General features: G+C 56.0%; 23 protein-coding genes and 2 pseudogenes. 18 read left to right on the forward strand and 7 right to left on the reverse strand.

Annotated features, from left to right (window positions below):
• Position 1: 1 nt before the first annotated feature.
• The 7 genes and pseudogenes from SSARUM2_RS11865 (at position 2) to SSARUM2_RS11895 (ending at position 5,660) form a co-directional block, all read left to right on the forward strand.
• Complete coding sequence (locus tag SSARUM2_RS11865) at positions 2-460, forward strand: hypothetical protein (RefSeq protein WP_033655356.1); 459 nt, start codon at positions 2-4, stop codon at positions 458-460.
• 370 nt (positions 461-830) lie between these two features.
• Positions 831-2,111: pseudogene (locus SSARUM2_RS11870) on the forward strand (RHS repeat-associated core domain-containing protein); the annotation flags it as partial.
• Positions 2,112-2,114: 3 nt separating this feature from the next.
• Entirely contained in the window at positions 2,115-2,468 is a 354-nt protein-coding gene (locus SSARUM2_RS11875; RefSeq protein ID WP_033655354.1) for a hypothetical protein, read from the forward strand.
• Between the two features lie 148 nt (positions 2,469-2,616).
• A pseudogene (locus SSARUM2_RS11880) lies at positions 2,617-3,471 on the forward strand (RHS repeat-associated core domain-containing protein); the annotation flags it as partial.
• Positions 3,472-3,806: 335 nt separating this feature from the next.
• Positions 3,807-4,208, forward strand: coding sequence for a hypothetical protein (locus SSARUM2_RS11885; RefSeq protein WP_039566212.1), 402 nt, complete (start codon positions 3,807-3,809; stop codon positions 4,206-4,208).
• Between the two features lie 154 nt (positions 4,209-4,362).
• Positions 4,363-5,118, forward strand: a complete 756-nt coding sequence (locus SSARUM2_RS11890; protein WP_079656494.1) for a macro domain-containing protein — start codon at positions 4,363-4,365, stop codon at positions 5,116-5,118.
• Between the two features lie 11 nt (positions 5,119-5,129).
• On the forward strand, positions 5,130-5,660 hold the full coding sequence (locus SSARUM2_RS11895; RefSeq protein ID WP_039566211.1) for a DUF1629 domain-containing protein: 531 nt from the start codon (positions 5,130-5,132) through the stop codon (positions 5,658-5,660).
• A gap of 43 nt (positions 5,661-5,703) precedes the next feature.
• Here the strand turns inward: SSARUM2_RS11895 and SSARUM2_RS11900 are convergent, their stop codons facing one another.
• On the reverse strand, positions 5,704-6,600 hold the full coding sequence (locus SSARUM2_RS11900) for a PhzF family phenazine biosynthesis protein (RefSeq protein WP_039566209.1): 897 nt from the start codon (positions 6,598-6,600) through the stop codon (positions 5,704-5,706).
• Positions 6,601-6,654: 54 nt separating this feature from the next.
• On the reverse strand, positions 6,655-7,572 hold the full coding sequence (locus SSARUM2_RS11905; protein ID WP_060452669.1) for a DMT family transporter: 918 nt from the start codon (positions 7,570-7,572) through the stop codon (positions 6,655-6,657).
• 181 nt (positions 7,573-7,753) lie between these two features.
• On the opposite strand from SSARUM2_RS11905, the gene SSARUM2_RS11910 reads away from it, so the two are divergent.
• The 4 genes from SSARUM2_RS11910 to SSARUM2_RS11925 all read left to right on the forward strand — a co-directional run bounded on the left by SSARUM2_RS11910 (position 7,754) and on the right by SSARUM2_RS11925 (position 10,339).
• Positions 7,754-8,623 (forward strand): AraC family transcriptional regulator, encoded by an 870-nt coding sequence (locus SSARUM2_RS11910; RefSeq protein ID WP_033634491.1) that lies wholly within the window; start codon positions 7,754-7,756, stop codon positions 8,621-8,623.
• Positions 8,624-8,640: 17 nt separating this feature from the next.
• Entirely contained in the window at positions 8,641-9,075 is a 435-nt protein-coding gene (locus SSARUM2_RS11915) for a glyoxalase/bleomycin resistance/dioxygenase family protein (protein WP_060430171.1), read from the forward strand.
• A 310-nt stretch (positions 9,076-9,385) separates the two neighbouring features.
• Positions 9,386-9,838: a MoaF N-terminal domain-containing protein gene (locus tag SSARUM2_RS11920; RefSeq protein ID WP_282488655.1), complete on the forward strand. Its 453-nt coding sequence runs from the start codon at positions 9,386-9,388 to the stop codon at positions 9,836-9,838.
• A gap of 9 nt (positions 9,839-9,847) precedes the next feature.
• Positions 9,848-10,339 (forward strand): nuclear transport factor 2 family protein, encoded by a 492-nt coding sequence (locus SSARUM2_RS11925; RefSeq protein WP_060452668.1) that lies wholly within the window; start codon positions 9,848-9,850, stop codon positions 10,337-10,339.
• 171 nt (positions 10,340-10,510) lie between these two features.
• Here SSARUM2_RS11925 and SSARUM2_RS11930 read toward each other — a convergent pair whose 3' ends face one another.
• The gene (locus SSARUM2_RS11930; protein WP_039566203.1) at positions 10,511-11,710 is read right to left on the reverse strand and encodes a multidrug efflux MFS transporter; all 1,200 of its coding nucleotides are present in this window, start codon (positions 11,708-11,710) and stop codon (positions 10,511-10,513) included.
• 226 nt (positions 11,711-11,936) lie between these two features.
• On the opposite strand from SSARUM2_RS11930, the gene SSARUM2_RS11935 reads away from it, so the two are divergent.
• Entirely contained in the window at positions 11,937-12,386 is a 450-nt protein-coding gene (locus SSARUM2_RS11935) for a MarR family transcriptional regulator (RefSeq protein WP_033655018.1), read from the forward strand.
• A 37-nt stretch (positions 12,387-12,423) separates the two neighbouring features.
• Here SSARUM2_RS11935 and SSARUM2_RS11940 read toward each other — a convergent pair whose 3' ends face one another.
• Positions 12,424-12,705 carry a YjcB family protein gene (locus SSARUM2_RS11940; protein WP_033634498.1) on the reverse strand — a complete coding sequence of 94 codons (282 nt, stop codon included), beginning with the start codon at positions 12,703-12,705 and terminating at the stop codon, positions 12,424-12,426.
• Between the two features lie 294 nt (positions 12,706-12,999).
• Between SSARUM2_RS11940 and mrdA the strand changes: the two genes are divergently transcribed.
• Together mrdA and SSARUM2_RS11950 are read left to right on the forward strand one after the other, a co-directional pair.
• Positions 13,000-14,925: a penicillin-binding protein 2 gene (gene mrdA, locus SSARUM2_RS11945; protein WP_060452667.1), complete on the forward strand. Its 1,926-nt coding sequence runs from the start codon at positions 13,000-13,002 to the stop codon at positions 14,923-14,925.
• Positions 14,926-15,032: 107 nt separating this feature from the next.
• Entirely contained in the window at positions 15,033-16,751 is a 1,719-nt protein-coding gene (locus tag SSARUM2_RS11950) for a penicillin-binding transpeptidase domain-containing protein (RefSeq protein ID WP_060452666.1), read from the forward strand.
• Between the two features lie 118 nt (positions 16,752-16,869).
• Here SSARUM2_RS11950 and SSARUM2_RS11955 read toward each other — a convergent pair whose 3' ends face one another.
• On the reverse strand, positions 16,870-18,108 hold the full coding sequence (locus SSARUM2_RS11955) for a hypothetical protein (RefSeq protein ID WP_033655022.1): 1,239 nt from the start codon (positions 18,106-18,108) through the stop codon (positions 16,870-16,872).
• Positions 18,109-18,512: 404 nt separating this feature from the next.
• Here SSARUM2_RS11955 and SSARUM2_RS11960 point away from each other — a divergent pair, with 404 nt between their 5' ends.
• Positions 18,513-20,057 carry a methyl-accepting chemotaxis protein gene (locus SSARUM2_RS11960; protein ID WP_174158887.1) on the forward strand — a complete coding sequence of 515 codons (1,545 nt, stop codon included), beginning with the start codon at positions 18,513-18,515 and terminating at the stop codon, positions 20,055-20,057.
• A gap of 154 nt (positions 20,058-20,211) precedes the next feature.
• On the opposite strand, the gene osmB is transcribed toward SSARUM2_RS11960, so the two are convergent.
• Positions 20,212-20,424 carry an osmotically-inducible lipoprotein OsmB gene (gene osmB, locus SSARUM2_RS11965; protein ID WP_004940700.1) on the reverse strand — a complete coding sequence of 71 codons (213 nt, stop codon included), beginning with the start codon at positions 20,422-20,424 and terminating at the stop codon, positions 20,212-20,214.
• 227 nt (positions 20,425-20,651) lie between these two features.
• Here osmB and SSARUM2_RS11970 point away from each other — a divergent pair, with 227 nt between their 5' ends.
• The 3 genes from SSARUM2_RS11970 to SSARUM2_RS11980 all read left to right on the forward strand — a co-directional run bounded on the left by SSARUM2_RS11970 (position 20,652) and on the right by SSARUM2_RS11980 (position 21,976).
• Positions 20,652-21,047, forward strand: coding sequence for a DUF427 domain-containing protein (locus SSARUM2_RS11970; RefSeq protein WP_060452664.1), 396 nt, complete (start codon positions 20,652-20,654; stop codon positions 21,045-21,047).
• Between the two features lie 130 nt (positions 21,048-21,177).
• Positions 21,178-21,648, forward strand: a complete 471-nt coding sequence (locus tag SSARUM2_RS11975) for an Rrf2 family transcriptional regulator (protein ID WP_033648278.1) — start codon at positions 21,178-21,180, stop codon at positions 21,646-21,648.
• 193 nt (positions 21,649-21,841) lie between these two features.
• The gene (locus SSARUM2_RS11980; RefSeq protein WP_033634505.1) at positions 21,842-21,976 is read left to right on the forward strand and encodes an AcrZ family multidrug efflux pump-associated protein; all 135 of its coding nucleotides are present in this window, start codon (positions 21,842-21,844) and stop codon (positions 21,974-21,976) included.
• A gap of 79 nt (positions 21,977-22,055) precedes the next feature.
• On the opposite strand, the gene SSARUM2_RS11985 is transcribed toward SSARUM2_RS11980, so the two are convergent.
• Positions 22,056-22,943: a LysR family transcriptional regulator gene (locus tag SSARUM2_RS11985; RefSeq protein ID WP_282488659.1), complete on the reverse strand. Its 888-nt coding sequence runs from the start codon at positions 22,941-22,943 to the stop codon at positions 22,056-22,058.
• Positions 22,944-23,002: the final 59 nt, after the last annotated feature.

The raw sequence follows: 23,002 nt of genomic DNA on the forward strand, positions 1-23,002 counted from the left end.
GATGATTGACTTTAATGCTGAGATTGTATCGGGGATTTCCATAGGGAATGTCGTTATAAATGAAAACATCTCGTCATATATTAATGAGATTTATTCTGGATTTAGTGTGGAGGTTAAAAGTTATTTTCTCCCTGATGGTGAGGAAAAAAAATCATATAAAATCGACAATACCTTGACCATTGCGACTGATAAAGACGGTGTTATCTTTTCACTTGGATGTAATGAGCGTTATCAAGGCGGCTACAAGGGAACCATATTCACAGGGATGAAGGTGATGGATGTGATAAAATTAACAAAAACTCAGAAATTATATAATGGTTCAATAATTATCAATGATGATTTTGGTATTTCACTTATACTTCCTCCGCCATATGATGAGATTGCTGATACAATAAAACACATTCCTGAAGATATAGAAATAAACGAGTTTTTTGTATCTGATTTTTCATTTTGGCGCTAATTCTTGATGCTTTGCACTAAGAATGACTTGCTCAAGTAGCTTGAAAAAATTGATTTCAAATCGAAAAAGTCAATGCAGGTAAATTTGGTGCAACTAGGGGCGATCTGTTGGAGTGCCCCCTGATGATAAAACAGGGGGGGAGGATTGAGTATGATGAGGAAATTGGTGCCTATATCAATTTTTGTTGGCGTTTATAAATATTAACCTCAATGATTGCGGTTATAAGAGGGTGTTCAATGGCTTTTTGAATTAATATTATTCAGCCAGTTCCTGACTAAAATTAAAAAATAAAATTATGAAAAGCTAATTTTCAGCTCTTTAAAAATGAAGCCATTGAAAATTAAATATTCCAAGTGTTTATTGTAGAGTAGGCCGCCTGCTGCAACACCGCGAGCCCAATCATGGCAAACCGGGCGCGCGGCTGGTGTACGATCTGGCGGATAACCTGCTGGGCGAGCGCAGCCCGCAGAGCGACATCGACGCGCACCTGCCGCTGGCGCCGATCGCCGATAACCGGCTGACGCACTGGCAAAAACTGTTTTACCGTTACGACGCCTGGGGCAACCTGATCAGCCGGCGCAACGGCCTGTACGAACAGCACTACCGCTACGACGCCGACAATCGGCTGGTGCAGGCGCATGGCCGCGGCCTGCAGGGCGAGTTCGAGGCGCAGTATCATTACGATGCGCTGGGCCGCCGCAGCCGCAAGGCGGTGCGCTACAAGGGCAAAACCGAACAGACGACCCGTTTCCTGTGGCAGGGCTACCGGTTGCTGCAGGAGCAGCGCGACGACGGCAGCCGCCGCAGCTGGAGCTACGATCCGGCCAGCCCGTGGAGCCCACTGGCGGCGCTGGAGCAGGCGGGCGACAGCCGCTCGGCGGATATTTACTGGTATCACACCGATCTGAACAGCGCGCCGCTGGAAGTGACCGACGCGGCGGGTAACCTGTGTTGGTCCGGGCAATACGACACCTTCGGCAAGCTGCAGGGCCAGACGGTGGCCGGTGCGGCGAAGCGGCAGGGCGCGCAGTATCAGCAGCCGCTGCGCTACGCCGGGCAATATCAGGACGACGAAAGCGGCCTGCACTACAACCTGTTCCGCTACTACGAACCCGAGGTGGGGCGTTTCACCACGCAGGATCCGATAGGGCTGCGCGGCGGGTTGAACCTTTATCAGTATGCGCCGAACCCGCTGATGTGGGTGGATCCGTTGGGGTTATCTGTAGAAGGAGTTCCACATGGCTTTAATAGTTTCGGCCAATTTAAACAATTCGGTGAAGCATTACAGGCAGGAATGAGTAAATTAGGATATCCCGGCACAGTTTCATATATGCAAGGAAGCTCCGTATCGGGGGTAAGTTTCTCTACAGGTCAACCATTTGATGTTGGCCGTGTTAGTGATTTTGACGTTGCTATTTCACATCCTGAGCTATATCAAAAAGCAGAACAGCTGGGAATAGGAAAAGGAGGGCGCACTGGACCAATTGATATGGGTAGTGAAATGGCTAAGAAATTAGGTATTGATGATACATTGCAAAAATTATCTAAAATGTCAGGAGGTAGACCTGTGAACGCAATGGTCTTTGAGTCTGCTGCTGAAGTTAAGGCTAAAGGAAAGGGAACTAGAATACCTGGTAAATGTGGTGGATAAATTATGAAGAAATTATATTTTTTAAAATATGGCAGTGTTATATCAAAAAAAGAAGTGAGCAAATTACTGGACGATAAATGGGATGTAACTTGCTCGGAGTATGACAGTTCCTATTTTGGTGTTTACTTTGCATATACTGGCCTTTATGCAGACAAGTTAACCATTACTGATAATTATATTCCTCACTCTAATGAGTGGTTAGAGGAAGATAACAAAGAGTTTAGCACGATAATTAAGGTGTCTTTCACTAATGGGAAGAATCCAGAAAAACTCAGCAGGTACAAATTCTTGAAGAATGCGTTTAATCAACTTGATGGATTATCGATCATAAGTGATGAGTGCATCGAAGAAGAGTGACCGACAAGCTGTCGAAAGGATCCTTTCTTTGGGGCTCTTTAGTGAGCAGCATTAAATATGAGATATAAGATAAAAGCTTAAAAAGGAGATATTAGGTTCTTTAAAAATAAAAAAGGAAGAGTAAAAACATTAGATTGTTAGTTGCATCAAAGGCCGCCTGCTGCAACACCGCGAACCTAATCAGGGTAAACCGGGCGCGCGGCTGGTGTACGATTTGGCGGATAACCTGCTAGGCGAGCGCAGCCCGCAGAGCGACATCGACGCGCACCTGCCGCTGGCGCCGATCGCCGATAACCGGCTGACGCACTGGCAAAAACTGTTTTACCGTTACGACGCCTGGGGCAACCTGATCAGCCGGCGCAACGGCCTGTACGAACAGCACTACCGCTACGACGCCGACAATCGGCTGGTGCAGGCGCACGGCCGCGGCCCGCAGGGCGAGTTCGAGGCGCAGTATCATTACGACGCGCTGGGCCGCCGCAGCCGCAAGGCGGTGCGCTACAAGGGCAAAACCGAACAGACGACCCGTTTCCTGTGGCAGGGCTACCGGTTGCTGCAGGAGCAGCGCGACGACGGCAGCCGCCGCAGCTGGAGCTACGATCCGGCCAGCCCGTGGAGCCCGCTGGCGGCGCTGGAGCAGGCGGGCGACAGCCGCTCGGCAGATATTTACTGGTATCACACCGATCTGAACAGCGCGCCGCTGGAAGTGACCGACGCGGCGGGCAACCTGTGTTGGTCCGGGCAATACGATACCTTCGGCAAGCTGCAGGGCCAGACGGTGGCCGGCGCGGCGAAGCGGCAGGGCGCGCAGTATCAGCAGCCGCTGCGCTACGCCGGGCAATATCAGGACGACGAAAGCGGCCTGCACTACAACCTGTTCCGCTACTACGAACCCGAGGTGGGGCGTTTCACCACGCAGGATCCGATAGGGTTGGAAGGCGGGCTGAATTTATATGCATACGCGAAAAATCCGCTCATTTGGGTTGACCCGTTAGGCCTTACTAGTTGTAGCATTCAACCTGGTAAAAACTTTAAAGATCACTTTATTCGGCATAAAGGTATACTAGAAGGCTATTTAGGGAAAAAATATCCAAAATGGAAAGTGGATGAAGGTGCTGAGTTCTTGAGAGATGTTGAAAAGTTACGAGATAGCGGGAAACTGGTCCATGTAGGACAAGGGACAATTAAAAAAGGTCAGCCTGTGATGGAGATATATAGAGGCGAAGGGATGACCTATATTTCTAAAAAGCTGTCTGATGGTAGGGAGGAATTTGTAACTCTTATTGAGTCTGGCAAAGGCATGGATCTTGGGATTGTTTTTTCACCATAGGAGTGCATATGAAAGAATTTATTGAGCATGTAACTAGGAGTAGCGTCAGTGATATAATTGTCACGGGTTATATAGATGGGGAAACAGTACCAGTGTTTCATCCGATGTATGACAGAGTTTACTTTATATCAGATGAAACTATATTTGAACTGTATATTGATGATGATGGGATTGTTAATTCACGTTTAGTTGAAAACATCGTTCCATGGTTTGAGGTGGATGAGGATGATAAGTTTTCCATGATGTCAATTTATTCCCAGTCATTTAAAACTGAGCAGGAGGTTAGCATAGTTGGAGTAAATTATAGTGACGATCCGTTCTCAGGGGTTTTCTTAAAATATAAGGCAGGTGACGATGAGCGGCTATTGTCTTTAGAATCAAATAATTTTTTCGGTTTTCTTATTTCATAGTTAAAAGGATTTCGAGATTATTGAATGCTAGTAGTTAATTGAAGCTTTGAGTTTTTTGATAGTGGTATTGAAAATTAGAGGGTTATTGTAAGTAACATGGTGATTGACAGTTATAAATAACTTATTCCATCTGTCGTAGGGGGAGGAAAGAACTGTGGAGTCCGATAAGAATTATTATAAAGGTACATGTGAACTCATTTCTGGCGAAGGGAGGATCTATACCGAGTTTAATGGCGATGCTGCAACAAGACAAATAACTATAATAAATGATTTGTATTATTCATCCTCATCTTTGGAAGATTGGCACGAAGATATAGGTTTTTTACTTTATGATGGTAAGAAAAGTGAGCTTGATCTTTCTGAGTCAAAGTTGATAACTAGTCTTGAGTTTGAAAGTGAATGGAATAAGACGATCACCTCTGATGTTTTGAATGATTATGTCAGTTTTAGCTATGGTGATGCATCTATTCCTTCGTCAAAATCTAAAATGATCATTCATATTGTGAATAACAAGGGTAAGTGGGGAAAAGGCTTTGTTGTTCCTCTATCAAAACGCTATCCAGCAGTAAAGGAAGAATATTTAAAGTGGTTCTCTGAAAAAAAGGATTTTTTTCTCGGGAACGTACAATTCATCTGTGTGAGCGAAAATGAGCGGATATATGTTGCAAATATGTTGGCTCAGGATGGACTAAAGAAAAGTAAAGATGATAATGCTCAGTATGTTTCATATGAAGCACTTAAAGAATGTCTAAGTCTGGTTTCTGATTATGCATTAAAAGAAAGGCTTAGTATACAATTGCCTATGATTGGTGCAGGATTGGGAGGTGGTGATTGGGATGCTATTTTTTCTCTAATCAAAGAGCGCTTAGCAAGAAAGAAAATAAAATGCAACATCGTTAAGTTAAGTTGAATGAGAGTGACATGAACTTCTATACTTTCAATAGCTTTACATTTGGCGATAACTTGATTTGTTTTCCCGATCCGAAATCAAGATTGTCCAGCTTTTTTATTTGGAATGAAGGTGATGGTAATTTCCTATCCTACTCACTGCCAAAAGGGAAAATGCCAAGCGCTTCGAGTAGCGATATTTTTAATTTGCATGACTATTTTCCTGCCAGTCTCGGAATTCCAATCTTTTCAAAAAGAGCTAAGGCTGTATTTGAACGCAAGGTTTCGTCTGAGATGTTATTCTATGAATGTGCGGTAGAAAACGTAACTGAAACAATTTTTCTGTGTAAAGTGAATAATTATTTTCAAATTATTGATGAGGAAGCCTCGACGTTCAGAGAACTTGAAGATGGAAGCAAGCTCATTGATGTGCCTGCTTACAAGTGTGACAGGGAGTTCTTTATTGCTAGGGATAGCATCTATTGTGAAAGAATAATTGTCTCTCAGCAGTTTGTTGACCTATGTAATGAAGAACAGCTAAACATAGGCTTTGAGCGTTGCTAATTGACGTTCCCAAAAGATGCTCACTATCCTCTTATCCCCCAAACTAAATACCCAATGTGCCATCAATCAGGGTGCGGCACTGCCCGCCGATCCAGGGTTCGCCGTCAATAAAGCGCACGCTCACGCGGCCATCTCGATTCAGTTGGGTGCCCTGGCGCACCTGGTAACCCTGTGCGGTCTGGCTGCCGTCGGGAAAGTGGTTGGCCTTCAATAAGCGCGCCAGGCAGGCGTTGGCGCTGCCGGTCACCGGATCTTCAATCAAGGCGCCGCATTCCACCATAAACGCGCGCATTTCGTAATCGGCCGGTTCGGTTGCGGAGCAGGCGCCATAAATCACCACGCCATCCACATTGCAAGACGTTTGCAGGCGTTTAATCGTGGCCTGATCCGGCGTCACCGCCAGGCAGGATTGTGCGTCCGGCAGGCGCACCATCAGCCAGCGAATGCCCATCTCGGCAATCACCGGCAGAGGGCTTGCTGCCATCACCGCGGGCCGTAAAGCGGCCATCAGCCGTTCTGTTTCCTCAGCCGCCATTGGGCGGAGCTCAACTTCGGGCGCGGCGAACGCCAATGTACCTTCCTGCTGGATATCGACCGCCACCAGGCCGACGCCGCATTCCTGCATCACCATCCCAGGCCGTTTAGGCGTCAAACCGGCTTCCAGCAGGGCGTGGGCGGTGCCCAGCGTTGGGTGGCCGGCGAAGGGCAGCTCTTTTTCGGTGGTGAAAATGCGCACCTTATAATCCGCCGCCGGGTGCGTCGGTTTAAGCACAAAGGTGGTTTCCGAAAGGTTGGTCCAACGGGCCAATGCCAGCATTTGCGCGCTGCTCAGCCCCTCGGCCTCCAGCACCACCGCCACGGGGTTGCCCTGCAGCGGCGTACGGGTAAACACGTCCACCTGTTTGTAGGCGCGGGGTGTCACATCATCACTTCTGAGCATTTGCCATCATCCGTTATCAACAAAACCTGATGATAACGATATTCGCCAATGGCTTCAAAGGGTTGAGTTTTGTTTCGCGATACCTGGCCGTCGCCATTTCAGCCCCGGCTTGGCGAACATCACCAGGTTGCCCAGTAGGATCAGGCACAGGCCCAGCACGGCGTTGAAGTGCCACTGATAGCCTTCGTAGATCGTTGAGATGGTCAGCGCTACCAGCGGGAACAGCAGGGTGCTGTAAGCCGCCGCGCCGGCGCCGATGCGGCCGAGCAGGCTGAAGTAGGCGGCGAAGGCGATCACCGACCCGAAAATCGCCAGGTACAGCAGGGAGCCGATATAGCGGCTGCTGAATTCGATCTGGAACGATGCGCCCTGCGCCAGGGCGATCAGTGCCATCAGCAGCGCGCCGTAGGTCATGGCGTAGGTGTTGGTGGAAAAGATATCCAGCCCGTGGCGCTGATGGCGCGTGCTGATCATGTTGCCCAGCGAGAAGCCGTAGGTGCCGAGCGCGCTCAGGCCGATGCCTTTGAGCAGCTCCGGCGCCATGCGGGTGGCGGCCAGATCTTGCCAAAACAGCGCCACGATGCCGGTCAAACCCAGCAGCGCCGCCGGCAGCAGGTTGGGGCTGGGACGCTGGCGGAAAAACAGCAGGCTGTTGAGGGCGTTGAACAGCACCGCCATCGAGAAGATCACCGATTCCAGCCCGCTGCTGATGTAGGCCGCCGCGTGGTAGAAGCAGAAGAAGTTGAAGCCGAACACGCAGCAGCCCTGCAGCACGCAGAACAGATGATCGCGCGGGGTGAGGCGGCGCAGGCGGCGCGTCAACAACAAGACGGCGAACATCACCGCGGCGGAAATGGCGAAGCGGTAAGCGATCGAGACGGGAATGGCCACCGGGCCTTCCTGTTGCAGGGTGATCGCAATCCAGGTGGTGCCCCAAATCAGCACCACGGCGAGGTACAACAGCGCATTCATTCTATTTGTTACTCCGAAAAAACCGATGGCGCAGTATCCGCTTTGGCGCGCGGCGGCGCTTGCAGCGCTTTGCGCCCAGTTGCATATTCTTGCGTTTTTTTTGCCAAAAGCGCGGGGCGGCGGCTGGTATGCGGCGGCGCCACTCTTTACACTGTCTGCATGTCGAACAACGGGGCCGGCGATGTCCAACTATCAGGCGTTTGAAACACTGCGTGAGCACAAGGCGCGGCTGCACGGCAGCGTGCTGCTGGGCACCGGCGTGGAGCTGGCCGCCTGGTCCAACTGCAACGATCGCGTCACGCAGGAAAGCGCCGACCACCATACCCTGAGCCTGTACGTCGCCGACGGCTATGAGTGCTACCAGCAGGTGCCGGGCGGCTGGCGCAACGGCGGCGGGCCGGATCGGTTCTGCATCATGCCGCGCCAATACGCCTCCACCTGGGACGTGCGCAGCGATCTGTCGTTCGTGCACCTGTATTGCACCGACGGGCATCTGCGGCAGCTGGCGGAGCAGACCTGGGATCGCAGCCCGGCGGCGATCAACGTAGAGCCGCGCAGCTTCGGCGAAGATCCGCAGATCACGCTGCTGTATCGCCAGTTTTTGCTCAACTGCGACTGGCGGGACAGCGCCAATCTGCTGGCGCTCAGCAGCGCGTCGAACCTGCTGATGTCGCATCTGATCCAGCGTTACAGTCAGTTGCAGTGGAAGCTGCCGCAGGCGCGCGGCGGCCTGGCGCCTGCGGTGGCCAGGCGGGTGCGGGAATATATCGAAAACCACCTCGATCGGCCTTTGCTGTTGGCGGATCTGGCGGCGCAGGCCGGGTTGAGCGAATACCATTTCGCCCGCATGTTCAAGCACGCCACCGGGCTGGCGCCGCACCAGTTTGTGATGCGCGCACGGCTGCAGCGGGCGGAACGGCTGCTGCGGCACAGCCAACAGCCGATCACCGAGATCGCGCTGGCGTGCGGCTTCAGTTCCGCCAGCCACTTTAGTAACCGCTTCAAGGCGGCCTATGGATTTGCTCCGCTGCAGGTGCGGCAGGGGCGCTAACCGGAAGGGAGTGCCGCATGGATCAACCATTTGCCGGGCTGGGCGTGTTGTTTGTCGCCGGATTCGGGCCCATCACGCGTGAGAGCGACGAGAGCAAGGCGTTTTATGTCGAGGCGCTGGGGCTGCCGCTCAAGCCGATGCCGGGCAACGAAACCTATCTGCTGTCGGAGCAAGGCGCGCTGGACGGCGTGAAGCATTTCGCCCTGTGGCCGCTGGCGCAGGCGGCGCAGTCCTGCTTTGGCGACGATCGCTGGCCGGCGGATCTCGCGCTGCCGCAGGCGTGGATCGAGTTCGACGTGGCCGACATGGCGGCCGCCACCCAGGGGCTGGTCGATCGCGGTTATCGGCTGTTGGTCGTCAACCGCGAAGAGCCGTGGGGGCAGAGCGTTACCCGTTTGCTCAGCCCGGAAGGGTTGCTGGTCGGCGTCACCTATACGCCCTGGCTGCGTTAAACGCGACGCCGTTCGCCGCCGCCTTTCGGGGGTGGGCGGCTTAAGAACAAATACGCATTAGCTTAAAGCGTTCTGCGCTATAGACCCATCAAATCTCCGAGCAGTTTCCCTTCCTGAAAGCAGAAATTCCGTTCATTGCGTAAAAACCAATGGCCAGAACGCGCTATTGCCATGCCATTCCGCGGCGATTTTTCGCCGTCTTTTTTCGCCGCCAGGTGCCTGATAGGAATAGAGATTATTCTTATATTTCTGCCCACTGCCAAGTGATGATAATGATTCTCGTTTTCAACCACGGAAAGGAGAAGGAACGATGAAAACAGTGAAGAGAACGGGCATCGCGCTGGCGATAGCCCTGACTTTCCCCCTCGCATTACCCGCCGCTACGGCGGCGCAACCCTCCCTGACTAACAGTAAGGCGGCAACGATGACGGAAAAACACGGGCAGTTCATTGCGGTCGGTAAAGTGGTGCAGGTGACCTTCGGCGATTTCGCCTTCAAGCTGGATTTTACCGATGACAAGACCATGACCTTCACCGGTATCGGCGAGGCGTCGCAGGGCATCACCGACACCGTGCAGTACACCGCGGTGGAGATCCGGCCAAAGGTCTATATGGTCTATTGGCATGAGCTGCAGTCCGGCGACAACGTGACGCATATCGAGGACTTTGAGCGCGGCGAGGTGTACACCAACATCGCCGCCAAGGATGGCAGCTTTACCCATCTGAAAGGGCAGCTGAAAATCGTAGGTCACTCAGGAAAATAAGGAGCAGTTATGAAAAAGGCATTGATCACCTGTGCGATCGTCGGCGGCTTGCTGGCGAGTTACCCGGCGCTGTCAACGGATCAGGCGGCGTCTGACAAATCGGCCGGCAAAGGCGGTCATCATCATGCGCAGCAGAAGCTGAAGGTGGTGGAAGATCTATACGCGGGCTTTTTCAATCGCCACGACATCGGCGTGGCGCAGAAGCTGATTGTGGAAAACTACAAGCAGCATAACCCGTTCGTCGGCGACGGCATCAAGCCGTTCCTGGATTTCTTCAGCCAGACCTTTAAAGACAATCCGCAGTACAGCGCCAAAATATACCGCAGCGCGGTCAACGGCGATTTGGTCTATGTTCACGTCAAATACCAAAATAACCCGCAGGATCGCGGCACTGCCAGCGTGGATATTTACCGGGTGAACGATCAGGGGAAAATCACCGAGCATTGGGACGTCAATCAGGATGTGCCGGAAAAATCGGCCAACGACAATACCATGTTCTGATCCGCAAGGGCCGCTGCGGCGGCCCTCAACACGCCCGCAACACTTTATTTACTTACATAAATACCAAACGATCGCCGCGTCGAGTAGGCTACGGCCGCCTTTGGCAGTGGTGGCACGGTTGATGGGCGTCATTGTCCCGCCACTGCTTGAGGCGTTTCCCCACATTCCCCGTTATCCCGCGCGTTGACTCTCCACTTTTTTGAACTGATGGCGCAGCTGCAGCGCATTGCAAAGCACCAACACCGCCGTCACGGCGAACACCCAGCGGAACCCCATCATCGCCGAAATGCCCGACCCCAGCAGCGGGCCAACCACGTTGCCCAGGTACATAAAGGATTGGTTATAGCCGAAGATGCGCCCGGTCACCTGATCGGAGGAATACTTCAGCAGCAGCGCCTGCACCGCCGGCATCAGCGCGCCGTCGGCGAAGCCGAGCAGGAAACGCAGAATGCCCAGCTGCAGCGGCGTATTGACCCAGGCCATCACGGCGAACAGGCCGGTGGTGAACAGCAGCGCGGCGATCAGGATGCGCGCGGTGCCGATGCGATCGCCGAGCCGCCCGAGGCGCGGCGCCGAGATCAGCGCTGCAATGCCGGGCACGGCGGCGATCATGCCGCTGACAAAGGCGATATTGCTGACGTCGCCGGACAGCTCGCGAATGAACAACGTCAGGATCGGGCTGATGGACGAGTTGGCCAGCTGGATCATCAGGGTGCAAACGAACAGGGTGAGGATCAGCGTCGGATAGGGCAGCGAACGGAACACCGCCTTGCCGCTCAGCTGATCCGCTTTCTTCACCGTGATGCGCCGCTCTTTAATCAGGAACAGCGTCACCAGGAAGCTGACGAACATCAGCCCGGCGGTGACGAAAAACACTACCCGCAGCCCCAGATGGTCGGCCATCAGCCCACCCAGCAGCGGCCCGGCGATCACGCCGGAGATCTGCCCGGTAGAAAGCGTGCCCAGCGCCCAGCCGCTTTTATCGCGCGGCACCTGCGAGGCGACCAGCGCCATGGCGTTGGGAATATAGCCAGATGTCAGCCCCATCAGGGCGCGCAGCGCGAACAGCTGCCAGACGTTGGTGGCCAGCCCCTGCAGCGCGATGACGATCGCCATGCCCAGCGAGGCGCGCAGCAGCATCAGCTTGCGGCCTTTGCGGTCGGCCAGGCTGCCCCACAGCGGCGACACCACCGCCGAGACCAAAAAGGTGCCGCTGAACACCAGCCCGGACCACAGGCTGAGGGATTGGTGATCGCTGACGCCGAGCTGTTCGACGTACAGCGGCAGAAAAGGGAGGATTTGGCTCATCGCCAGCCCGGTGAAGAAACACCCGAGCCAGACCGAGATCAGATTGACTTTCCACGCTTCCATCGGTTTACCGTACCACGTTGAATAAGGAGGGATTTATTGAGCAAAATAATAATAACACTGCAAATTAATCGGCGAGAGGCAATGCGTGAGCAAACGTAACCCTGCCGACGCAGTGTCTTTTTGCTATATATTAATAGCTATATTATCATAGGTAACTGGGTTAAGCCAGAGCCGCGCGATCCGGCGGTGTGAAAGCAGAGATAAACTGAACGCTAGATTGATGCCAATGAAAAAAGATCATCCTGAAGACGTGACGCTGCTGCGCACGCAGTTAATGTCGCTGGTGCGCCGTATGCGGCGCGAATCGCGCAGCGACGAAAAATCCTGGGCCCAGCTGATGCTGTTGGGGGCTATCGATCGCCACGGCGGCGAGGCGACGCCGTCGCTGCTGGCGGAATCGGAGCGCATGCGTTCCTCAAACCTGGCGGCCGCGTTGCGTGAGCTGGAGGCCGATGGGCTGCTGGTGCGCACGCCGGATGCCGAAGACAAACGCCGGGTGCGGGTGCGCCTGACGCCCGCCGGGCTGGGCCTGCTGCAGGAGAGCCGCAGCCGGCGCGAGGCGTGGTTGCTGGCGGCGATGGAAAACTGTTTAACGGAGCGGGAGCAGGCGCTGTTGATTGAGGCGGGGGCCTTGATGGCGCGGCTTGCGGCGGCGCCATCAACGGAAACGGAATAATCGGCAGGGCGGCCGGTGAGCCGCCCCCGCGGCGAGGTTACGGCATCGGCCAATCGACCGGCATGGTGCTGACCACGTCCACATAGCGATCCCAGGCCGATGACCAGAATTGGGTGAAAGCTTCCAGGGTGAGGTGGATACCCATCAGGCCCATCACGAACCAGCAGGCGGTAAACAGGCCCAGGCTGCTGAACATGAACGCCATGCCGTTGCGGCTGGTTTTACGGCAAACGACGTTTAACTGGCTGGCGAAGAACATCATCACGGCGCTCAGCAACTCCCAGCGCATCATGACTAAACCGGTGGCAATGGTACTCATCGAACTCGATCCTATGTAACAAAAATCCGCATCCGGCAGGGCGCCGACAGGGAAATGCGGGGAAATATCGGGAATATTGTGATTCAGATCACATTGTAGCATTGGGGCGAACGGCGGCTCAATGGGAAGCGCGGTGAAAAAAACGCCGCCGGTAACATTCCAATATGCTGAAACAGTTATGCCATTTCATTAGCAACCTTTTCATGGGGCGGTGCGCCCGATAACGCTATGCTTGCCGGCTTTTCAGTTCCCTGATTTTGCGGGGAAATGTGACGCATAAGGTATCGGCACCGCATGGCCCTGTTAAAAGAAACAATTCGCGACCATTCTGCGGAAGAAAGGCTGTTTATCCGCCGGGCGGGCGTGGCGCTGGCGCTGGTGGTGGTCTGTTTCGGCGCGCTGATCGTCAACCTCTACCGGCTGCAAATCCGCCAGCACGGCTTTTACCAGACGCGCTCCAACCAGAACGACATCAAAATGCTGCCGATCGCCCCCAGCCGGGGGCTGATCTTCGATCGCAACGGCACGCCTTTGGTGCGAAACGTGACACTGTATCGTATCGAGATCACGCCCAGCAAAATCAGCGACATGGCGGCGCTGCTGCAGGCGCTGACGCCGATCGTCGACCTGACGCCGGAGGACATCAGCGCGTTTCGCGACGACATGCACCACAACAGCCGCTACAAACCGGTGACGCTCAAAGCCGGGCTGAGCGACACCGAGGTGGCGCGCTTTGCCGTCAATCAATACCGTTTCGACGGAGTGACGATCGATACCTATCAACAGCGTGAATATCCTTACGGCGCCCAGCTGGCGCACGTGCTGGGCTATGTGTCGAAGATCAACGACAGCGATCTCAAACGCCTGGACAAGGCCGGGCTGAGCGAGAACTATGCCGCCGACCGCAACATCGGCAAACAGGGCATCGAGGCCTATTACGAGGCCGAACTGCACGGCACCACCGGCTATCAGGAGGTGGAGGTGGATAATCACGGTCGCGTGATCCGCCTGCTGAAAGAGCAGCCGCCGAAGGCCGGCAAGAACATCTACCTGACGCTGGATTTGCCGCTGCAGCAGTACATTGAATCGGTGCTGAAGGGGCAGCGCGCCGCGGTGGTGGTGGAAGATCCGCGCGACGGCGGCATCCTGGCGATGGTTTCCAGCCCCAGCTACGATCCCAATCCTTTCGTCAAAGGCATCGGCTATCAGGCCTATAAGGCGCTGCTGACCAACCCGGATTTGCCGCTGATCAACCGCGTCACCCAGGGCTTATACCCGCCGGCGTCGACGGTGAAGCCCTACATGGCCGTTTCGGCGCTGTTCGCCGGCGTGATAACGCCCACCACCACCTTTTTCGGCGCCCCGACCTGGACGCTGCCCGGTACCGAGCGCCGCTACCGCGACTGGCTGAAAACCGGCCACGGCATGCTCAACGTCACTAAAGCCATTGAGGAATCCGCCGACACCTTCTTTTATCAGGTGGCGTATGAGATGGGCATCGATCGTATCCACCACTGGCTGAGCCTGTTCGGCTACGGCCAGTCCACCGGCATCGATCTGAACGAAGAGTACCGCGGCGTGCTGCCGAGCCGCGACTGGAAGCTGAAGGTGCACAAAAAAGGCTGGTATCAGGGGGATACGGTTTCGGTGGGCATCGGCCAGGGGTATTGGGTGGCGACGCCGATCCAGATGGTGAAAGCGCTGACCACGCTGATCAACAACGGCCAGGTGAAAACGCCGCACCTGCTGTATTCGCTGCAGCAGGGCAACCGGGTGACGCGCTACCCGCCGCCGGCGAAAACGGCGCAGATCGGCGATCCCCATTCGCCTTACTGGGGCATCGTGCGCAATGGCATGTACGGCATGGCCAATCTGCCGAACGGCACCGGGTACAAGTTGTTCCACACCGCGCCGTATCAGATCGCCGCCAAATCCGGCACTTCGCAGGTATTCAGCCTGAAGCAAAACCAGACCTACAACGCCAAAATGATCCCGGTGCGGCTGCGCGATCACATCTTCTATACGCTGTTCGCGCCTTACAAAAACCCACGGGTGGCGATGGCGCTGATCCTGGAAAACGGCGGCGGTAACGGCGTGGTGGCGGGGCCGACCGCGCGCGCCATCCTCGACCATATTTTTGACCCGGCCAACGCGCCGCAGCCCGGCGATGCGGGGCAAAGTAAACCGCAGTTAAACGACAGTGCCGATGTGCAACGGTGAGGCGGTTTGTTTTTACTTTCTTACAAACTGCAATCTCCTGACCATTTCCGGCAAGGTAGACTGAAATAACACCATAAACCGAATAAAAACGCAGGGTTAACACAACAGTGGCGCCATCGACCAAAAAAAGCGGTAAAACCTATTCCACAGTTCGTTTCGGCTGGATTTGCGCCGGCATGCTGGTCTGTTTTTTTCTGTTGGCGTTCAGGGTCGGTTACCTGCAGCTGCTGGAGCACCAACAGCTGGCGGATCAGGCCGACCAGCGTTCGATCCGCACCCAGGTGGTGCCGACCAACCGCGCCATGATCACCGATCGCAACGATGAGGCGCTGGCGGTCAGCGTGTCGTCCAAAGACATCGTGCTGGATCCGAAGCATATTCTCGATTCCCAGACCGACACCGGCAACGAGCGCTGGCAGAGCATGGCCAACGTGCTGAAGATCCCGCTGGCGGACGTGCAGCATCTGATCCAGAGCAACGCGCATAAACGTTTCGTCTATCTGGCGCGCAAGGTGGAGGACGACAACGCTGCCTACATCAGCAAACTGCACCTGACCGGCGTCAGCACCGAGCAGGATTTCAGCCGCTTTTATCCGATGGGCCAGGACGCCGCCGGGCTGATCGGCATCGTCGGCCAGGACAACCAGGGGCTGGAGGGCATCGAGCTGGGCTTCAACCCGCTGTTGCAGGGCAAAAACGGCCTGCGGGTCTATCAGAAGGACGGCAGCGGCGCGGTGATCGGCGTGCTTAAAAGCGTGGATCCGGTGCCGCCGCCGAACGTGACGCTCAGCATCGACAAATTTATCCAGTACGTGCTCTATGCGCAGATCCGCGACGGCGTGGTGGCCAACCAGGCCGACTCCGGCTGTGCGGTGCTGGTCAAGATCGACACCGGCGAGATCCTCGGCATGGCCAGTTACCCGTCGTTCAACCCCAACAACTATGCCGGCACCCCGGCGAAAGATATCCGCAACGTGTGCAGCAGCGACAGCTTCGAACCAGGCTCGACGGTGAAACCCGTGGTGGTGATGGTGGGGCTGGAACATAAGCTGATCCGGCCGGATACGGTGCTGGACACCACGCCGTATCGGGTGAACGGTCACCTGATTAAAGACGTCGGCCACTGGTCGAAGCTGACCATCACCGGCGTGCTGCAAAAATCGAGCGACATCGCGGTATCGCACATTGCGCTGGCGCTGCCGGCCACGGTGCTGCCGGCGGTCTACCGCAGCTTTGGCCTGGGGCGGCCGACCGAGCTCGGCATCGGCAACGAGAGCAGCGGCTATCTGCCGCAGCATCGTGAACGCTGGGCCGATATCGAACGCGCTACCTTCTCCTTCGGCTATGGGCTGCGCGTGACGCCGCTGCAGATGGCGCGCGAGTACGCCGCGATCGGTTCCTTCGGCATTTATCGGCCGCTGTCGATCACCAAGGTGACGCCGCCGGTGATGGGACAACGCATTTTGCCGGTGGATACGGTACGCTCCGTGGTGCATATGATGGAGAGCGACGCCTTGCCGGGCGGCAGCGGGGTGAGCGCCGCGGTGCCGGGCTACCGGCTGGCGATCAAAACCGGTACCGCCGAGAAAATGGGCCCGAGCGGCAAATACGACGGCGGCTACATCAACTACACCGCCGGCGTGGCGCCGGCCAGCGATCCGCAGGTGGCGCTGGTGGTGATGGTCAACAACCCGAAAGCCGGCAAGCACTTCGGCGGTTCGGTGGCCGGGCCGGTGTTCGGCAAGATCATGGCCCAGGTGCTGGAGCACATGAATATTCTGCCGGACGCCCAGCCGCTTAACGTGGTGTCGTCGGTCAAGGGGTAACCGATCTGCAGGCGCTTCAGCGCCTGCAGATCGGCGTTCACCAGCCCGGCGTCGCAGGCGAACAGCGCGTCGACCATGCCCGGCTGGCGGCGATGCTTCAGTGTAGATCCCGACGCGTTCAGAAGTAGTAACCGATGTTCACGTTGGTGCGGAAATACCATTTATTGCTGCCGGAGGATTGGGTGCCGGTCCAGCCGGTGGCGTTTTCCACGCCGCCCCACGGGTTGGCGTTCTGCGCCCAGGTCAGATCCACCCACAGCATCACCGGCATGGCGAACACCTGAACCCCCAGCGTGTTCATTTTGGAATCTGAGCCGCCGTGCCTGTCTTTCCATAGCACGCTGTAGTCGTTGTAGAACCGCAGCTTTTTCACCGGCCCCCAGGGCACGTCGACGTCGCGCGCCAGGTTGATGGCGGCGGTGGTGGCCTGCGACGGGATCAGATAGGCCGGTGTCAGGCCGTTGCCCCCCATCAGGATCACCGAATTGTTGGCCCCGGCCGGGCCTTTGGCGTCGTAACCGTAGCGGATCACCTGGCCGGACAGATGCCAGGGATCGTAATTCACCAGCGTATGTAAACCCGCCGCCCAGAAGCTGCCGTTATCGCCGGTCGCCTGGTTATAGAGCCGCGAAGCCGCCAGCGAACCGCCGAGCTCATTGTCCCAGCCGCCCTGATGGAAAGCGCGCGTCAGCCGCAGGTTTACCTGATCGCGTTTTTCGTTGCGCTGCAGGTGCTGTGACGCATAGTTGGTGTTTTTCAGATCGTCGTAGCTGGCGACGTCGGGGGCGTAACGCACGCCGGTCGGCATCATGCGCGGGTAGTAGGCGGCGTCGAAGGCCCAATCGTCATGCTGATATTGGTATTTGGCACCCAGCCCGGTGTTGACGCCAAAGCCGAGGTAAAACGGAATGCCGTACGACCAGCCGAACTGCGGGTAGGGCATCAGGCCGAACGGTTTGAACGGCGCGCCAAGCTGCACGGCGGAACGTTCAGACAGGTGGTAACCGACATAGGCGCGGTCGATGGCGTATTTGCGTCGATCCTGAAACCAGAATCCGCTATCGAAAAACGCGTTGTTTATCTGGCCGGCGGCATCGATGCGAAAGGCGTCAAAGCGTAAATGCGGCGGATTCCGATAATTGCTGCTGTGCCAGTCTTCATAGCGATAATTGGCGCGCAGCGCGCCGCCGATATCAATATTCTTTTTATTATCCTCGCTTTGCCAATGAATATGCGGCAATGCCGGACGGCTTTTTTTTACCGGTGCCGCGGTGGCGGCAGCGTCGTTGGGCAATGCGGCGGTGGCCGCATAACTCACTGGTGAAACAAGAAAAAAACAAAGCGTGATCGTGCGCATGCCTGGCCCCTGATGAAAGTAGACTGTTTATTAAGGCGAGCGAGTTTCACCTGTGAACAGGGCATTTACGCTCATTGGTTTTATATTTGAGACGATTTTATTGTGCGTTTCATATATTAAATTCAGCGTCAGTTAATATATGAAACTTTGTTTCTTGTTTAATGGAAAAACTATAAATCCGGTATTAAACAAGTCAAGAAATAAAAATGAGAGTTGACGGACAATACCGATTATTGGTCTGCGGGGGCGACGCAAAGCAGGCTGAAATATTAGTGTCATCAATGCCCGTTAGACTCGCGGCATCCTGGTATTACTGACTAAAAATCATGAACATAAAACTGACACTGGGCCGCAGGGTAAAATCTGCGGCAGCGCTGCCGCGCGCGTTTGGCTTCGGCAAGAGCATGGGCTTATTAAGCGGCGTAATTTGCGTTATCGCGCTATTTTCTCTGCTGCAATTGTTTTCCACCGTATTTATTTCCAATATTCTGCGCGACGCCAAGGTTAACCTGGTGACGGGCGACGCCTTGCATCGCCAGCAGGCGACGATGGATCGCGCCAGACTGTCGCTGCTGACGGCCAGCGACACCCTGAACCGTGCGGGCATCTATTATCTGCAGGACAAAGCCACCGGCTCCGACGGCAGCTGGCACAGCCTGCTGGATGAGTCGTTGGCGGCGCTGCAGGCTTCAGAGCAGGCCTTTGCCCGGTTCGAGCGCTTGAGCGCGGATGCGCCGGAAGCGCCGGGTGCCCTGCAAGACAGCTATCGCCTGTTCTATGACGGCCTGAAAGAGCAGGCGCAAGGATTGCAGGGCAACAGCATCGATGCGTTTTTCGCCGTGCCGATCCAGGCGTTTCAGGCGGATTTCAACGAGAAGTATCTCGCTTACCAGGCGCTGAATGAACGGCGTGGCGATGACGTCAACGTGCGGCAGTTGGCGGCGCTGGAGCAGGCCAAAACCTTTGCGCTCGGCGCGTTGGCCGCGCTGGCGCTGATCGCCGTGGGCGTTTGGTTCGGCGTCTCTCGCTGGGTGATCGCACCGCTGCGGCAGGCGATCGCGCACCTCAACGTACTGGCCGCCGGCGACCTTTCGCGGCCGCTGCCGCCTGGGCGCGCGTTCAACCGCGAGATGCGTCAGCTGCAGACCAGCATTGGCCATATGCAGGGCGGCCTGCAACGCCTGGTGAGCGAGGTGCGCGATGCGGCGGGCGGGATCCTGAACGGCGTCGGGCGGCTGGCGGACGGCAATCGACAGTTGACGGCGCAGTCGGCGAAGCAGGACGGCGAATTGCAGTTGGCGACCGAGCACGTGCGGCAACTGGCGGCGCGGGTGGAAGAAAACGGCCAATATGCGCAGCAGGCCAGCCAACGAACCGAACAGGCCCGGCAGTGCGCGGGCGCCGGTGAGCGGATGATGCAAACCGTCAATGTTTCGATGCAAGGGATCGTCAACCAATCGGCCGAGATGCGCGGCATCGTCGCGCTGATCGACAGCGTGGCGTTCCAGACCAATATTCTGGCGCTGAATGCGGCGATCGAGGCTGCGCACGCCGGGGGGCACGGCCGCGGCTTTGCCATCGTGGCCAAAGAGGTGGGCCTGTTGGCGCAAAAGAGCAGCCATTCGACGCGCGATATTCAGCAGTTGATCAACCGTTCGCTGCAGCAAATCGATCAAGGCTCGCAGGCGGTGGATCTACTGACGGGCAACCTGCGCCAAATTATCGATCTGGTGAACAAATGCAGTGCGCTGATGGGGGACATTTCCCTGGCGTCGCTCAATCAGGGGGAGAGCATTCAGGACGTGACGGCGCGCATCGCGGCGCTGAATCAGGTGGCGCGGCAAACCGGCACGGTGGTGAACGCGGTGACCGAGGCTTCGCAGCGGTTGCAGGGCGAATCGGAACGGTTAGAAAAAGCGATGGCGCGTTTCAGGCTGCCGACGCAATAAATAACCCCGCCGCAGATTAATGAATAATAAAGCTGCGCTTAACGTTATTTATTATTTTCGTGTCCTGAAAAAGTTCAGCGGTTAAATAAAAGAACAGGCCGGCGCTTATGGGTTAAAAAAGCGCCGGCCTGCAGAGATTATTTTAACCGGATGATTAACGGCTGGTCTGGTGGCCGATAATGCCGCCCAGCGCTGCGCCGCCAAGGGTGCCCAGCGTACTGCCGTCGGTCAGCACCGCGCCGCCGACGGCGCCCACGCCCGCGCCGATCGCCGTGTTGCGATCGCGATTGGACATATGCCCGCATGCGGTAACGGAAAGCGTTGCCATGACCACCACCAACACACCTGCGGCACGTTTAATATTCATAATGAGTTCCTGGTAAATTGGCTGATTAATGGATTAAAAATAATCCGATTAATCCGCCGGTAGAAGTTGAGATGAATGTATTCCTCCGTAAGAAAATCGAACAGGTAAAAATTCTTAATTTTGCGGCGCTGAAAAGCGATTGCTCGCCGAATGCGCGGCCGCGGGTAAAATCGTGGGTCTATACTGGGAAGACGCCTCGCGGAGGGGCGCACACTCTGGAGACCGCCATGTCCGATCTCGTTTCCGCATCCGGCAAACCGGTGAAAATCCCCGGCCCGGACCACCCGATCACCTTGACCCGCCACCCGACGCGGGTCGTGGTGCGTGCCGGCGGTCAGACCCTGGCCGACAGCCACAACGCGCTCATTCTGCAGGAAGCCACCTATCCGCCGGTGTTTTACTTTCCGCGTGAGGACGTGAATATGGCGCTGTTGCAGAGAAACGAGCACGTCAGCTACTGCCCTTATAAGGGCGACTGCAGTTATTTCTCCCTCGCGCTTAAAGGCGAGCAGGGCACCAATACGGCCTGGAGCTATGAAATGCCCTACAACGCCGTGGTGGCGATCAAGGATCATCTGGCATTTTATCCCGACAAAGTGGCGGAAATCCGTGCCGAAGCCTGAGCCCCGCCGCATCCGGGCGTGGGCAGGTTGACATTCTTCTTATCCCTACTCATTATGTGTATTACTGGAAATTGATACGTTTTCCTTATGTTTTAGTCCGACATAAACGAAACTCTGAGCAGGTGCCAAGGTGTCTACCTCTACGCGATTTGCCGTTGCCATCCATATTCTGACCAATATCACGCTGTGCCGTGGCCAGACGGTGCGTTCCGAAGATATCGCGCGCAGCGTCAACACCAACCCGACGGTGGTGCGCCGCATCCTCGGCGCGCTGGCGGAGGCGGGGCTGACCTATTCACAGATGGGGCAAGGCGGCGGGGCGCTGCTGGCGCGGCCGGCGGAAGCGATCTCGTTGCTGGACGTGTATCGCGCGGTGGAAGATCAACCGTATTTCATGCTGCACCGTACACGGCCTAATGATGCGTGCTATATCGGCCACGCCATTACCCCGGTGCTGGAGCAAGAGTTTGCGCGCGTCGGTCTCGCGCTGGAAGCCAGCCTGGCGCAAACCAGCATCGCCGAAATGGCCGGGCAGGTCGAGCGGCGCGCAGGCTATCCTTTTGTCCCTTGTTCGCCGCAATATCAAGCGGATACGCAATAAAAACCCGCGCCAATTCCTTCTTCGCGCAGAGCATTTTTTGCATTGCGTTAATGTAATTGTGTAAGTTACATTAGCTCGCATCAAGTGTGATGTAGCTCACGTTTTAGACTGCCTCCCCACGATACTCAACCGATTGGCCGGAAACCTTTTCTTCCGGCACAGATTCGCTGTGCTTATAAACCAGGAGAGAACGATGTTAGAAATGATTGAAAGCTTGGCCACCGTGGTGGTCCTGGTGCCGGTAATGGTGGCCGTTTTGCTCGGCGCGATTTACGGCCTGGGTGAAGTGTTCAACGTCTTTTCCGCTATCGGCCGCAAAAAAGGCTGATCGGCATGCCCGGGGGCGGTTCTCGTCCTCCGGCCCCCGCATTTTCCTTCCCATCATTACTCCATCGCGTATACCGTCTCTAATCCCGAAAAAGCCGGGCGCTCAGCGTATCGATAAACACCCTGAGTTTTGGCGTCAGGTGTTTGCTGGAAGGCCAGAGGACTTTAAAGCTGCCGGTGTGGTGGCAATGCTCAGACAAGATCGGTTGCAATCGCCCCTGTTCCCGTGCGCGCTTTACGGCAAAATCCGGCAAACAGGCGATGCCCTGGCCGCTTTCCGCCAGGTAAATCAGGGTATCGACGGTATTGCAGACCAGCCGGGCGTTGATCCCCTCGGCGAGCAGCTTTTCCCATCCGGCGATCGGCCAGGGCTCCACTTTGCCGCTCGAGGGAAATTTGTACAGCAGGCAGGCATGGCCTTGCAGTTCCGCCGGTTGATGCGGGATCCCCATCTGGCGCAAATAATCCGGCGAGGCCACCAGCTGCAGATGAAACGTGCCCAGCTGGCGGCTCATCAGCCGTGAGTCTTCGGTCTCGCCGACGCGAACCACGGCATCAAAACCTTCTTCGATGACATCGACCCGACGGTCGGAAAAATCGGTTTCCAGCTCAATTTCCGGGTAACGCCGAAAAAATTCCGCCACCACCGGATTCAACAGGCCGCCCACCAGCGGCAAACTGACACGCAGCTTGCCGCGCGGCGCGCTGTGCGTATCGCTGATTTCCCGTTCCGCCGCCGCCAATTCCCCGAGAATGCGCTGACAGCGGTGCAGAAACAGCCGGCCTTCGGCGGTCAGCGTCATGCTGCGCGTGCTGCGGTGAAACAGGCGCGCGCCCAGCCGGTTTTCCAGGCGGGCGATGCTTTTCCCCACCGCGGAAGCGGAAATGCCGAGCACACGCCCGGCCTCAACGAAACTCAGCGTCTCCGCGGCCTGCACAAAGACGCTTACCCCAGACATATTATCCATTGCTTACCCCATTGCGGACGTGAATGTCCGCTATGAAAGGAAATCTAGCCTGTTTTTCC

The sequence above is a fragment of the Serratia sp. K-E0102 genome, from assembly GCF_029962625.1.
Classification (GTDB): Bacteria; Pseudomonadota; Gammaproteobacteria; order Enterobacterales; family Enterobacteriaceae; genus Serratia; species Serratia sarumanii.